The sequence below is a fragment of the Dyella subtropica genome, assembly GCF_026283965.1.
GTDB classification, from domain to species: Bacteria; Pseudomonadota; Gammaproteobacteria; order Xanthomonadales; family Rhodanobacteraceae; genus Dyella_D; species Dyella_D subtropica.
Window position 1 is genome coordinate 1 of the sequence record NZ_JAPDPD010000023.1, and the last position, 13,179, is coordinate 13,179.

Consider the following 13,179-nt stretch of genomic DNA (forward strand, 5'->3'; position numbering starts at 1 on the left):
AGCCATTAAGGACCCTCTGATCTATTACACGTAGGCGGCATGACAATCAGGAAGGGCGCTGCCACTGCCGCGTGGCGAAGCGCCTGACTGGCTGTCAGGTCGAGCCGCGCGGCAGTGGCAGCGCCCTTCCTGAATGTCACCTTGTCATCTGTAAAAATCATAAGTAAGGCCGTTGCTGTTTGCGCGCAGCTCACCGCCGCGCCGTCTAGACAGACGTCCAGTCTGCCGTCGCCATCGCAACGGCGATCTGCGCGCAAACAGCAACGGTGACGCCTGCGTGTAATAGATCAGAGGGCCCTTAACGGCGCGCCGCGACTTCCTCAGGGGTCAGGGTCTTGAGCGCCAGCGCATGGATCGCGCCGCCCATCAGATCGCCCAGCGTGGCGTAAACCAGTCGATGGCGGGCCAGCGGCAGCTTGCCGGCGAACTGGGCAGCCACCACTTCCGCCTCGAAATGCACGCCGTCATCACCGCTGACCTGCGCCTGCGCACCTGGCAGGCCGTTTTCAATCATTGCCTGAATGGTGGCAGCGTCCATCGGGTGGTTCCAAATCAAGAGCGAGCACTTGTACTAGGGGACGTCTGACGTCGGAGAACCGGATTCCATACGGAACCCATTGGCAACGACCGTGACGATAAAATGCGAATATGCCATGTTAATGGAAATCTGCTGTCACAGAAACGACGCGCCATGGTTCAAGCCACTGGCAAGTGTCGAAGAGCGGCAAGCAAACTATTGAACGGGAAGCCAAAATTGGCATCTCGGCCCGCCCAACCACCGAGGACGCATGAACGCCCACGTCGCCCATCCCGCCAAGCCCTCCACGCTCGACGCCGAGGCCATCGTGCGCAGCGCCCGCACGGTGATCGCCACTGAGGCGGCCGCCATCCGCGCGCTGGAGCCGCGCATCGGGCCGGCTTTCGTCGAGGCTTGTCGCATGATCCTGGGCTGCGCCGGGCGCGTGGTGGTGACCGGCATGGGCAAGTCGGGCCATGTGGGCCGCAAGATCGCCGCAACACTGGCCTCCACCGGTACGCCGGCGTTTTTCGTGCATCCGGGAGAGGCTAGTCACGGCGATCTGGGCATGATCCTGCCGCAGGACGTGGTGCTGGCGCTGTCCAATTCCGGCGAGACCGACGAAGTGCTGTTCATCCTGCCGGTGATCAAACGCCAGGGTATCCCGCTGATCGCCATCACCGGCAATGAGCGCTCCTCCCTGGCCGACCAGGCCGATCTGCATCTGGACGCCAGCATCTCCACCGAAGCCTGCCCGCTGGGCCTGGCCCCCACCGCCAGCACCACGGCGGCGCTGGTCATGGGCGACGCGCTGGCCATTGCGTTGCTGGAGGCCCGTGGCTTCACCTCCGAAGATTTCGCCCGCTCGCACCCGGCAGGCACCCTCGGCCGCCGCCTGTTGCTGCACATCAGCGACATCATGCACACCGGCGACGGCATCCCCGCCGTTACCCCGGACGCCAGCCTGACCCAGGCGCTGATGGAAATGACCCGCAAGCACCTGGGCATGACTGCGGTTATCGACGCCAGCCATCACTTGCTCGGCGTGTTCACCGACGGCGACTTGCGCCGCGCCTTGGACGACGATGGCGTGGACCTGCGCGGTGCCGCGGTCGCCGACCTGATGACCCGCGGCCCCAAGACCATCGGTGCCGACAAACTGGCCATCGAAGCCGCGCAGATGATGGAGAAGCACCAGATCCATGCCTTGCTGGTGGTCGATGAGCAACAGCGCGTGGTCGGCGCCCTCAACATTCACGATCTGCTCCGTGCCCGCGTGGTTTGATGGCTCGTCACGGTTCATGGCCGCGGAAACTAGGCAGCGGACGATAAGGTGAAGGTCAGCCTTCTCCTGTTTCATCCGTTTTCAGCTTTCCAGCCGTCCCCTTCCCTATCCAGACTGTCCCCGTGCCGCCTTCAAGCTATCTCGCCAACCTCCCCGCCGACCTGCTCGCCCGCGCCGCGAAGATCCGTCTCGCGGTGTTCGACGTGGATGGCACGCTGACCGACGGCCGCCTGTGGTACGGCGAGGACGGACATGAAACCAAGGTGTTCCACGTACACGATGGCCTGGGCCTGAAACGGCTGCAGGCCAACGGCGTGCAGGTGGCCATCATCACCGCGCGCATCAGTCACCCCGTCGCATTGCGCGCGGAGGAGCTGGATATCGCCCACGTCTATCAGGGCCAGAGCGACAAGCGCGCCTGCTTGCTGCAATTGATCGAGGCACTGAACCTGACCGCCGAGCAGGTCGCCTTCATCGGCGACGACCTGCCCGACCTACCCCCCATGCGTCTCGCCGGCTTGGCCGTAGCCGTGGCCAACGCTCACCCCTGGGTGGCCGAACAGTCACATTGGCAGACTCGCCTCAGCGGCGGCATGGGCGCGGCACGTGAAGTGTGCGACCTGATCCTGCTTGCCCAGGGCAAGGCCGACGCTGAGCGGGAGCGCTGGCAGTGAGCCTTCGCGAATACGTGCGCGATCGCCGCCTGAGCTCAGCCATCGTCCTGGTCGGCCTGGCCGCTGGCCTCAGCCAGCTGCTGCTGTGGTGGATCGGCCCCGCGCCCAAGGCCAATGACTTCATCGGTCCGCCGCGCTCCGGCTACACCCTCACTAACTTCAAGGGCTACGTCTACGGCGAAGACGGCCAGCCCAGCTTCCGCGTCACCGGCCCGCGCCTGGATCGGCGCGAAGGCGACGAATCGCTATATATCGACGCCCCGAAGTTCCAGATGCCCTCCAACACCCCGGGCGTGCCCGACTGGCTGGGCGAATCGGAATACGGCTGGGTCGACAAGAGCGGCACCCTGCTCAAACTGCAGGGCCCGGTCTACATGCATCGCGCGGCTTTTGCGGACAGCCCCCAGGCGGAGCTGCACACCTCCGAGGTCACCGCCTGGCCCAAGGAAAACCGCATGGAAACCGCCGAGGCGGCGCAGATGAACCAAGGCGCCACTACAATGCGAGGGATCGGCATGCGTGCCAACCTCAACGACAATCATCTGGAGCTGCTCAATGACAGCCACGGCTCGTTCCCGCCGCGCAAACGGAAGTCGTAACACCGCGATCGGCCTGCTTTCACTGGCCGCGCTCGCCTTGCTGCCAGCCATGGCCTTCGCCAAGAAAGACGATCGCACCAAGCCGATGGACTTCGTGGCCAAGACCACGAATGCCTTCAACGCGCCCAACACGATCACCACCCTGAGCGGCAACGTGAAGCTCACCCAGGGCACGCTGCTGATCACGGGTAGTGAAGCCAAGGTGCATTTGGACGCGGATACCCAGATCGCCCGCGTGGTGGTCACCGGCAATCCGGCGCACATCCAGCAGCTGGATGAGAACAACAATCTGATGCAGGGCGATGCCGCCACGCTCGACTACGACAATATCAACGGCATTGCCGTGCTCACGGGCAACGCCAAGGTGACGCAGATGGGCCGAGGCACCTTCAATGGCGACAAGCTCACCTACAACACCGACACCAGCCTGATCACCGGCGAATCCGGCGGCGACGGCCTGGTGCACGGCACGCTGGTACCGAAGCAGAAACCCGCCGCACCGGCGCCTAAACCCGCCGCGCCGGCCGAGGGTAAGTAATCGATGCTGTCCGCCGAAGGCCTGCAAAAGCGTTTCCGTGCGCGCCAAGTGGTGCGCGACTTCGCCTTTTCCATTCGTGAAGGCGAAGTGGTGGGATTGCTCGGCCCAAACGGCGCCGGCAAGACCACCTGCTTCTACATGGTGGTAGGCCTGATCGAAGCCGATGCCGGCTCGATCAAGCTCGACAAGTACGACATCACCGGCCTGCCCATGCACGCACGTGCCAAGCTGGGCATCGGCTATTTGCCGCAGGAGCCCTCAGTATTCCGCCGGCTCAGCGTGGCCGACAACATCATGGCGGTGCTGGAACTGCGCGAGAGCCTCAACGCCAAACAGCGCGCCACCGCGCTGGAAAGCCTGCTGGACGAGCTCAAGATTTCGCACATCGCCGAGCAGAAAGGCATCAGCCTCTCCGGTGGCGAGCGCCGTCGCGTGGAAATTGCCCGCGCGCTGGCCGCCGAGCCTCGCTACATGCTGCTGGACGAGCCTTTCGCCGGCGTCGACCCGATTTCGGTCGGTGAAATCCAACGCATCGTGCGCCATCTGAAGGAACGCGGCATCGGTGTGCTGATCACCGATCACAACGTACGCGAGACGCTCGGCATCTGCGACCGCGCCTACATTCTCAACGATGGCGAAGTGCTCTCGCGAGGCACGCCGGCGCACATCCTTGCCGACGAGAAGGTGCGCGAGGTCTATCTGGGACGCGAATTCAAACTGTGAAGACCAAGTAAAGACGTAAGCGGTAAGCAGTAAGTCCGCCGGGATGAGGGGCTTTGGGCTGTGAAACGCTTACTTCTCCGTACTTACTTTCTCTTACCCCATCACATTCGGCCATCCGGCCTAGGCGTTAAGCGCTCGAACCTATGGCCGCACTCCCAGCTTAAGGGGTAGGATGAACGTGAGTTCAACCGACCCGGCTGGCATGAAACCCGGACTGCAGTTTCGCCTCAATCAACAGCTCACCCTGACGCCACAGTTGCAGCAGGCCATTCGCCTCCTGCAGTTGTCGCAGCTGGAGCTGGAGGCTGAATTGCGGCAGATCGCCGAGGGCAACCCGCTACTCGAATTCTCTGAAGACAGCGCCTCCGAAAGCGACGGTGAGAACGGCGAATTCGAAGCGCCCGCTGCTGAAGCGTCCGCCAGCAACGACGTCGACGCTGACGATGTAGCCGACTGGAGCGAATCCGGCGGCAGGGCGGAAGAACCCATCGACTTCTCCAGCAGCACCGGCAGCCGCTCCAACACCGCCTCGGACGACGACGGTTTCGAACCGCAGAACGCAGCGCCGGAAACCCTGCAGGAACATCTGCTGTGGCAGCTCAATCTGACCCACCTGAGCCTGCGCGAGCGCACCATCGCAGCGATCCTGATCGACTCGCTGAACGCAGACGGCTACCTCACCGAAGGCCTGGATGCTGTCACCGCTGCCGTGCCGGCCGATCTCAAGGCCAGCGTGGAAGAAGTGGACGCGGTGCGTCGGCAGTTACAGCGCTTCGACCCCACGGGTGTCGCCAGCCTGGACCTGCGCGATTGCCTGCGCATCCAGCTCGAACAGTTCGATCCCACGCTACCCCAGCGCGAGCTGGCCCTGCGCATTGTCGACAGTGAACTTGAACTACTCGCTCGCAACGACATCGCACGCCTTGCCCGGCGCCTGCGCGCCAGCGAGGACGACACCCACGCCGCCGCCGTACTTATCCGCAGCCTGGATCCGCGCCCAGGCGCCGCGTTGGATGTCACCCCGGTGGAATACGTCGCGCCGGATGTCTACGCCCGCAAGGACGCCGGCCGCTGGCGGGTCAGCCTCAATCCCGACTGCCAGCCACGCCTTGGCCTCAATCAGCACTATTGCAACCTGATCGCCCAGGCCCGCGGCGACGATGCCAGCTGGATGCGTGGCCAGTTGCAGGAAGCCCGCTGGCTGATCAAGAGCCTGGAATCGCGCGCCGAGACCCTGCTCAAAGTGGCCGAAGCCATCGTGCGCCGGCAGAGCGCCTTCCTCGATTACGGCCCCGAAGCCATGCACCCATTGGTGTTGCGCGAGGTCGCCGAGGAAGTGGGCATGCACGAGTCCACGATCTCTCGCGTCACCACACGCAAATACATCCATACCCCGCGCGGCACCTTCGAGCTGAAGCATTTCTTCTCCAGTGGCGTGTCCACGGAGGATGGCGGCAGCGCTTCGGCCACCGCCATCCAGGCCATGCTGCGCAAACTCGTCGATGCGGAAGATTCGCGCAAACCGCTCTCCGACCAGGCCATCGCCGAAGAACTGCACCGCAAGGGCATCCAGGTGGCCCGTCGAACCGTTGCCAAATATCGGGAGGCTATGCGAATTCCGAGCTCCAGCGAACGCCAGCGCGCCGGCTGATCCCTACGGCTGACTCATACGGCTTGTTCAGGTTGGCACTGCGCGTTTCGTACTGATCTCGGGAACTTGGCGGGATGGAAAACGTCCCCATACCAAGAGATGACAGTGGTGTGTCGATGGCATGACGACGTGAGCCGTCATGTGACCGGCACATCGATCCACGCCGCCAGCGGCGGCAGTACCAGAGGAGGCGCAACATGCAATTCCAGCTCAGCGGCCAGCAGATCGAAATCACCCCCGCCCTTCGCGACCGGGTGAACAGCCAACTCGATCGCCTCACCCGCCTCGACGAAAGGGCCATCAGCCTCAGCATCGTGCTCTCGGTCGACAAGCTCCAGCAGCGTGCGGAAGGCACGCTCAATGTCACCGGTGCCGCGCTGCATGCCGAAGCGCTTACGTCGGATATGTACGCCTCCATCGAAATGCTGTTCGACAAACTGGTGACCCAACTGCGCAAGCACCGCGAGAAGATCAGCGACAAGCATCAGCGCGAAGTCCGCGAAGAGCGGCAGTACGGTTGATCCTTTCCGGCCCGCCCTACCCCAGGGCGGGCCTCTACGACCAGCACTATCCGCCCCATCGGGGCGCGCCCCCTCCCGAACTGGCACAATGCTCCTTGCCGCCGCCGCTCGCCCTACCCGGCCAACCCGCGGCGCAAAGGACAAGGCTTGGATCGGCTCACCGCACGACAACTCTACGATGGTGTCCACGAACGCATGGCGCTGCGCTGGGTTTCCGGCATGCGCGGCGAATCGCGTGTGCTCGAACGCGGCGCCACCACGACGCGCCGCCCTTCGCTGATCGGCTACCTCAACGTCATCTATCCCAACAAGATCCAGATCATCGGCACCGAGGAACTGAACTTCCTCGACGGACTGGATTCGCGCCAGCGCTGGGAAGCGATCAACAAGATCGCCGCGTACCAGCCGGTGGCCATGATCGTCACCAAGGATCAGGCGATCCCCGCCGACCTGCGCGAGGTGGCCGAGGAAACCAATACGCCACTGTGGATCAGCTCCAAGCGCGGCCATGAGCTGCTGACCTGGATGCAATACCACCTGGCGCGCATGCTGGCGCCGAAGATGACCCTGCACGGCGTGTTCCTCGAAGTATTTTCGATCGGCGTGCTGATCACCGGCGAATCCGGCTCGGGCAAGAGCGAGCTGGCGCTGGAACTGATCAGCCGCGGCCACCGACTGGTCGCCGACGACGCCACCGAGTTCACCCTGATCGCCCCCGACGTGATCGACGGCAACTGCCCCGAACTGCTGCAGGATCTGCTGGAAGTGCGCGGCCTGGGCGTACTCAATGTGCGCGAGATGTTCGGCCATACCGCGGTCAAGCAATCGAAGTACCTGCGCCTGGTGGTCCACCTCAAGCCCATGCGCGACGGCGAGGACACCGACGGGCTGACCCGCCTCACCGGCGACGTGGGGCACCGCGAAATTTTCGAAGTGCAGGTGCCGATGATCACCATTCCCGTGGCACCCGGCCGCAACTTGGCGGTACTGGTGGAAGCCGCCGTGCGCAACCATATGTTGAAGAGCAAGGGCATCGACCCTGCACAGACTTTCATCGACCGCCAGGCGCACCAGATGCGCCGGCTGCCGCCGTGGTGACCTCATGAGCAACACCATCTCGCCCACCGATATCCACCAACCCGACGCGATCCACCTGATCGTGTTGACCGGCATGTCCGGCGGCGGCAAGACCGTGGCCCTGCGCGCGCTGGAAGACCTGGAGTTCTACTGCGTCGACAACCTGCCCACGGCACTGCTGCCTGAGCTGGTCGCCGCGGTCAGTCATGGCAGCGACAGCGCTAAACGGCGCCACATCGCGGTGGGCGTGGACGTGCGCAATCGCGGCGAAGATTTCCTGCGCATGCCGACGGTGTTGTCCGAACTTGCCGCTGTCGGCGTGCAGGTGCATTTGATCTTCCTCGACTGTCGCGACGACGTGTTGATCAAGCGCTATTCGGAAACGCGTCGTCGCCATCCACTTTCGATCCTCGGCCTGTCGCTGGCCGATGCGATCATGGAGGAGCGCAAGCTGCTGCGCCCGCTGATCACGATTGCCGAGAAGGTGATCGATTCCAGCGAACTCAACGTGCACCAGCTGCGCCGCCTGGTAGCTACCGATTATGCGGAGGCCACTGAGGGCCTGACTCTGATGTTCCAGTCCTTCGCGTTCCGCCGCGGCCTGCCGCTGGACGCGGATTTCGTGTTCGATGCGCGCTGCCTGCCCAACCCTCACTGGGAACCGCGACTGCGGCCGCTTTCCGGCAAAGATATGCCGGTACGCGAGTACCTCGAGTCGCAGCCGCTGGTGGAAGAATATTTCAATGACACGGTGCGCTGGCTGGATGCCTGGCTGCCGCGCTTCGAGGCCGACGACCGCAGTTACGTGACCATCGCCATCGGTTGCACCGGTGGCCGGCACCGCTCGGTGTACCTGGTTGAGCGGCTCGCCGCCCACTACCGCGCCCGTCACGAAGGGGCGCTCACCTTCCATCGCGAACTCGAGTGACTCCAATGCAGGCGTCCCTGTCTACGTTCCGATCAAATCCGAGAGGCACACGGCCATGAGCGTTGGCGTGCTGTTGATGACCCACGAAGCGGTCGGCCAAGCGCTGATTTCGGCCGCCCATCATGTGCTGCCCAAGTTGCCGTTGAGCGTGGAAGCGGTGGAAGTGCCGCCATCGTCCGACCCGGACGTGATGCGCACACTCACCGCCAAGCACGCCCGTGAGCTGGATACCGGCGACGGCGTGTTGGTACTGGCCGATCTATACGGCGCCACGCCTTGCAACATCGGTCTTTCGCTCAGTGCGCTGGGCGTTCATTTGCGTTGCGTGTCGGGACTCAATCTCCCGATGCTGCTGCGCGTACTCAACTATGCGGAAAAGCCGCTCGACGAACTGGCGGAAGTCGCCGCCAGCGGCGGGCGCGGAGGAATCTTCATCGATCATGCTTGAGAAAGAGATTGTCGTAACCAACAAGCTGGGCCTGCACGCCCGCGCCTCGGCCAAACTGGTGCAACTGGTGCAGGGTTTCAAATCCACCGTGTGGTTGGTCAGCAAGGGGCGGGAGGTCAACGCGCAAAGCATCATGGGCGTCATGATGCTTGCCGCTGGTATCGGCACGCCGCTAACGGTGCGGGCCGAAGGACCGGATGAAGACACAGCCCTGAGCGCGGTGGTCGCGCTGTTCGATCGCAAGTTCGACGAAGGAGCCTGAGTGGCGAAAGCATTTGCCAGCCCATCGCTGCAGCAAAACGTGACGTCCGACGCAAACCGTCGCACGACGTGCAGAACCGCTATTGCCGCGGTCACCGGTCGGCCCCATGTCTCGCGCTTTCTCCGAATTGCGGCGCGCCACGGAGGGTGCTTATGAGACACGTCCTTTCAGGTACTAGTGCATCCCGTGGCATGGCGCTCGGCCGCGCGCGCCTGGTGCAACCCAGTCGCTACCTCGTCGATATGCGGCCGTTGGCCGAGGAAGAGATCGAGGTCGAGCTTGAGAAACTGCATCGCGCCCTCGACACCGCGCGCCAGGAGCTGCGCGAACTGCGCGGCAAACTTCACGGCGCGCTCGCCCGCGAGGTCAACGAGTTCATCGACGCACACAGCCTGTTGCTGGACGACCAGGAATTACTGCGCGGCCTCGACGATCTGGTGCGCATCGGCCACTACCGCCCCGGCGCCGCACTCAAGAAGCAACGCGATCGCCTTGCCGCCGTGTTCGAAGCGATGGACGACCCCTACCTGCGCAGCCGCAAGGAAGATGTCGACCAGGTCATCAACCGCGTCATCTCCGCCCTGCAACGCCAGACCAGTCGCGAAGAGCGCAAGCTGGCGGCGCGCGTGGGCGAAATCCTTATCGCCGACACCATTGCGCCCGCCGACATGGCGCACCTCGCCGGCAACGGCCTGCTCGGTGTAGTAGCCAGTTCCGGCAGCGCCTATTCGCACAGCGCCATCCTTGCGCGCAGCCTGGACCTGCCCATGCTGGTCGGCGCGCGCGATGCGTTGTCCAGCATCCACGACGACGACCTGATCCTGCTCGACGCCGAACGCGGCGAAGCCGTAGTGCATCCCACCGCCCAGGATCTGGCCCGCTATCGTGCCTGGCAACGCGAAGCGCAGGCGGAGGGAAGGCGTCTGGCCTCGCTGGCCAACGCCCCCACCCGCACCAGCGACGGCGTCGACATACGCCTGCTGGCCAATGCAGAAACACCCACCGACATCGCCATGGCACGCGCACGCGGCGCCGACGGCGTGGGCCTGTACCGCACCGAATTCCTGTTCCTGCGCCACAAGGGATTGCCATCGGAAGATGAGCAATTCATCGCCTATCGCGATCTGGTGCTGGGCATGGGCGGCCTGCCCGTCACCATCCGCACGCTGGATCTCGGCGCCGACAAGGCCGACGCCGCCGGCCTGGCGGCACGTGGCGAGGAAAATCCGGCGTTGGGCGTGCGCGGCGTGCGCTTGTCATTGCGCCATCCAGCCGTGTTCACCACCCAGATCCGCGCCATCCTGCGTGCCGCCTGCTACGGCCCGGTGCGTGTGCTGGTGCCGATGGTGACGCAACCGGACGAACTGATCGCCGTGCGCACCTTGTTCAAACTGGCTCGCCAGGACCTCAAGCGCGAAAACGTCGATTTGCCGGAGAAACTGCCGCTGGGCGCGATGATCGAAGTGCCGGCCGCCGCCATCAACGTGCGCTCGCTGCTCGATCATGCCGACTTCCTCGCCATCGGCACCAACGATCTGGCGCAATACGTGCTCGCCGCCGACCGCGGCAACGATGCGCTGGACAATATCTACAACCCGCTGCAGCCCGCCCTGCTGCGGTTGATTTCGTACGTCATCTCCGCGGGCCGACGCGCGAAGAAGCCGGTGAGCCTGTGCGGCGAGATCGGCGGCGACACCAAGTTCACCGCCATGCTGCTGGCGCTGGGCCTGTGCGAGTTCAGCATGCACTCCAGCCAGCTGCTGCATGTGCGCGACCGCATCGCCACGCTGGATCACGCCGCCTTGCGTCGGCTCGCACCGGCCATCCTCCGTGCACGCACGCATGAGGAAGCCGAGGCGCTGTTGGCCGAGATCGGCGGTTAACTGCCACCCACGATTTCAACCTGACCCACCACACATCGCTGTATGGGCTGGTCGCGCACAGGGTGCGCTCCTACCTACAACCTGGCATCGGCGAGAAAGGTGTCGAGCAGCGCGCCGCGATACTTCTCCCGATGCATCAGCAGGAACAGCTTGCGGCGCAAGTCCAGGAACGGTGTCTTCAATGCCTTCAGGCGGCCCGCCGCCAGTGCGTCGATCACCGCCACCTCGGGCAGGCAGGCAATGCCGAGGCCTGCCACGACGGCCTGCTTGATCGCCTCGATCTGGTCCAATTCCAGTGCCGTCTCGCCCGGCGGCAGTTGCGCCAGTACACGCTCACTGGTCGTGCGGGTGGCCGAGCCTGGTTCGCGCAGCACCCAACGCGCACCGGCGAAATCCTCCGGCTGCAATCGCCGTTTACGCGCCAATGGGTGATCGGGCGGCGCGCACACCACCAGTGCGTCGTCGCGCCACGGCTCCATCTCCAAGGAGGGGTGCGCCACCGGCCCCTCCACGCAGCCCACGTCCAGCTCATGAGCCAGCAGCGCCGCGGCAATCGCATCGGTATTGGCAACGCGCAGACGAATGGCCACCTGAGGATGCGCGCGCACGAAACGGCCGAGCAATTCGCCGACGCGATAATTGCCTACGGTGTTGCTGGCACCGATGCGCAGCTCTCCGGCGAGTGACTCCGCCCCGCCGCGTCCAAGACGACCGAACTCGGCGTAGCGTTCCAACAACTCCTGCGCCAGCGGCAATAACTCACGGCCACGCGCGTTGAGCCGCAGCCGCCCCCGCTCGCGAGCGAACACAGGCGCATCGAGTTGCCGCTCCATTTCGGCCAGCGCCATGCTGGCGGCGGGCTGAGTCAGGTGCAGCGCGTCCGCCGCGGCACGCACGCTGCCTAGGCGGGCCACCTGCACGAACACATCGAGCTGGCGAGGGCTGATATTGATCATCAGCTCATCTTATACATTGAATCAGATATTCCAAATTTTCCTGATGGGCCGGCGGCAGGACAATGGTGTTCGATTTCAGGAAGACCGTCCATGAACACCACCGCTATCCCCACCCCTGCCAGCCCGACGCTGGGCCAGCGCGCCCCGGGCCTGTTGCTCGCCACTGGCATAGCTTTGCTTGCGCTCGGCTTGGGTCGGGTGGCTCCCCTGGTGGGTGGGCCGGTGTTCGGGATCGTGCTCGGCATTCTGGTGCGCAACCTGGTCGCGCCGAGCGGACAGTTCACGCCGGGCATCCAGTTCGCCGGCAAGCAGGTGTTGCAGTGGTCGATCATCGCGCTCGGTTTCGGCCTGAGCCTCGCTCAGGTGGCCAAGACCGGCCTGGAGTCGTTGTCAGTAACCCTGGTCACCATGACCGTGGCCTTTCTCGCCGCCTGGGGCCTGGGCCGCGCGCTGAAAGTGCATGACAAACTCAAGATTCTGATCGGCGTAGGCACGGCTATTTGCGGCGGCTCGGCCATTGCGGCCGTCACCCCCATCATCAAGCCGGACGAACACGACACGGCGTTCGCCATCTCCACCATCTTCCTGTTCAACCTGGTCGCGGTGCTGTTGTTTCCGCTGCTGGGGCACGTGCTGCATCTGTCCGACCTCGGCTTCGGCCTATGGGCCGGCACGGCCATCAACGACACATCGTCGGTCGTGGCCGCGGGCTACAGCTTCAGCAAGGAAGCGGGCGACTACGCCACCATCGTCAAACTCACCCGCGCCACGCTGATCATTCCGATCTGCCTGGCACTGGCCTTCGCGGTGGCATGGCGCGAAAAGAAGCAGGGCTCCAGCGACTTCAGCCTGCGCAAAATCTTCCCCTGGTTCATCCTGTGGTTCCTGGTGGCCTCCGGCGTGCGCACGGCGGGCCTGGTGCCCACGGCGATCCAGCCGGCCATCCATATGGCGGCGGAGTTTTTGATCATCGTGGCGCTCACGGCCATAGGACTGTCGGCCAACCTGCGCAGAATGGCCTCGACCGGTGCGCGTCCGATTCTGCTGGGCCTAGGCGTGTGGGCCGCCGTATCGGTGAGCAGCCTGCTGGTGCAGCTGGTCATCGGGCAGCTTTGAT

15 protein-coding genes are annotated in these 13,179 nt (G+C 64.3%); 13 read left to right on the forward strand and 2 right to left on the reverse strand.

Annotated features, from left to right (window positions below):
- Window positions 1-298: 298 nt before the first annotated feature.
- Window positions 299-538: a BolA family protein gene (locus OUZ45_RS17545; protein ID WP_266171463.1), complete on the reverse strand. Its 240-nt coding sequence runs from the start codon at window positions 536-538 to the stop codon at window positions 299-301.
- 250 nt (window positions 539-788) lie between these two features.
- On the opposite strand from OUZ45_RS17545, the gene OUZ45_RS17550 reads away from it, so the two are divergent.
- The 12 genes from OUZ45_RS17550 to ptsP all read left to right on the forward strand — a co-directional run bounded on the left by OUZ45_RS17550 (window position 789) and on the right by ptsP (window position 11,106).
- Window positions 789-1,802, forward strand: coding sequence for a KpsF/GutQ family sugar-phosphate isomerase (locus OUZ45_RS17550; protein ID WP_266171465.1), 1,014 nt, complete (start codon window positions 789-791; stop codon window positions 1,800-1,802).
- A gap of 122 nt (window positions 1,803-1,924) precedes the next feature.
- Window positions 1,925-2,476 (forward strand): KdsC family phosphatase, encoded by a 552-nt coding sequence (locus OUZ45_RS17555; RefSeq protein ID WP_266171467.1) that lies wholly within the window; start codon window positions 1,925-1,927, stop codon window positions 2,474-2,476.
- Window positions 2,473-3,075, forward strand: a complete 603-nt coding sequence (gene lptC / locus OUZ45_RS17560) for an LPS export ABC transporter periplasmic protein LptC (RefSeq protein WP_266171468.1) — start codon at window positions 2,473-2,475, stop codon at window positions 3,073-3,075. The genes OUZ45_RS17555 and lptC overlap by 4 nt, the downstream gene beginning before the upstream one ends.
- Window positions 3,032-3,613 (forward strand): lipopolysaccharide transport periplasmic protein LptA, encoded by a 582-nt coding sequence (gene lptA / locus OUZ45_RS17565; protein ID WP_266171469.1) that lies wholly within the window; start codon window positions 3,032-3,034, stop codon window positions 3,611-3,613. The genes lptC and lptA overlap by 44 nt, the downstream gene beginning before the upstream one ends.
- A gap of 3 nt (window positions 3,614-3,616) precedes the next feature.
- Window positions 3,617-4,336 carry an LPS export ABC transporter ATP-binding protein gene (gene lptB, locus OUZ45_RS17570; RefSeq protein WP_266171470.1) on the forward strand — a complete coding sequence of 240 codons (720 nt, stop codon included), beginning with the start codon at window positions 3,617-3,619 and terminating at the stop codon, window positions 4,334-4,336.
- Between the two features lie 202 nt (window positions 4,337-4,538).
- A complete protein-coding gene (locus OUZ45_RS17575; protein WP_266171538.1) occupies window positions 4,539-5,987 on the forward strand; it encodes an RNA polymerase factor sigma-54 in 1,449 nt (482 codons plus the stop codon).
- Between the two features lie 197 nt (window positions 5,988-6,184).
- Window positions 6,185-6,508: a ribosome hibernation-promoting factor, HPF/YfiA family gene (gene hpf, locus OUZ45_RS17580; RefSeq protein WP_266171471.1), complete on the forward strand. Its 324-nt coding sequence runs from the start codon at window positions 6,185-6,187 to the stop codon at window positions 6,506-6,508.
- A gap of 147 nt (window positions 6,509-6,655) precedes the next feature.
- The gene (gene hprK, locus OUZ45_RS17585; protein WP_266171472.1) at window positions 6,656-7,606 is read left to right on the forward strand and encodes an HPr(Ser) kinase/phosphatase; all 951 of its coding nucleotides are present in this window, start codon (window positions 6,656-6,658) and stop codon (window positions 7,604-7,606) included.
- Window positions 7,607-7,610: 4 nt separating this feature from the next.
- Complete coding sequence (rapZ, locus tag OUZ45_RS17590; RefSeq protein WP_266171473.1) at window positions 7,611-8,513, forward strand: RNase adapter RapZ; 903 nt, start codon at window positions 7,611-7,613, stop codon at window positions 8,511-8,513.
- Window positions 8,514-8,568: 55 nt separating this feature from the next.
- Complete coding sequence (locus OUZ45_RS17595; RefSeq protein WP_266171474.1) at window positions 8,569-8,961, forward strand: PTS sugar transporter subunit IIA; 393 nt, start codon at window positions 8,569-8,571, stop codon at window positions 8,959-8,961.
- Window positions 8,954-9,223, forward strand: coding sequence for an HPr family phosphocarrier protein (locus OUZ45_RS17600; protein ID WP_266171475.1), 270 nt, complete (start codon window positions 8,954-8,956; stop codon window positions 9,221-9,223). Before OUZ45_RS17595 ends, OUZ45_RS17600 begins: the two co-directional genes overlap by 8 nt.
- A gap of 152 nt (window positions 9,224-9,375) precedes the next feature.
- Complete coding sequence (ptsP, locus tag OUZ45_RS17605) at window positions 9,376-11,106, forward strand: phosphoenolpyruvate--protein phosphotransferase (protein WP_266171476.1); 1,731 nt, start codon at window positions 9,376-9,378, stop codon at window positions 11,104-11,106.
- A gap of 74 nt (window positions 11,107-11,180) precedes the next feature.
- Here ptsP and OUZ45_RS17610 read toward each other — a convergent pair whose 3' ends face one another.
- Entirely contained in the window at window positions 11,181-12,062 is an 882-nt protein-coding gene (locus OUZ45_RS17610; protein ID WP_266171477.1) for a LysR family transcriptional regulator, read from the reverse strand.
- A 90-nt stretch (window positions 12,063-12,152) separates the two neighbouring features.
- Here OUZ45_RS17610 and OUZ45_RS17615 point away from each other — a divergent pair, with 90 nt between their 5' ends.
- Window positions 12,153-13,178 carry a YeiH family protein gene (locus OUZ45_RS17615; RefSeq protein ID WP_266171478.1) on the forward strand — a complete coding sequence of 342 codons (1,026 nt, stop codon included), beginning with the start codon at window positions 12,153-12,155 and terminating at the stop codon, window positions 13,176-13,178.
- Window position 13,179: the final 1 nt, after the last annotated feature.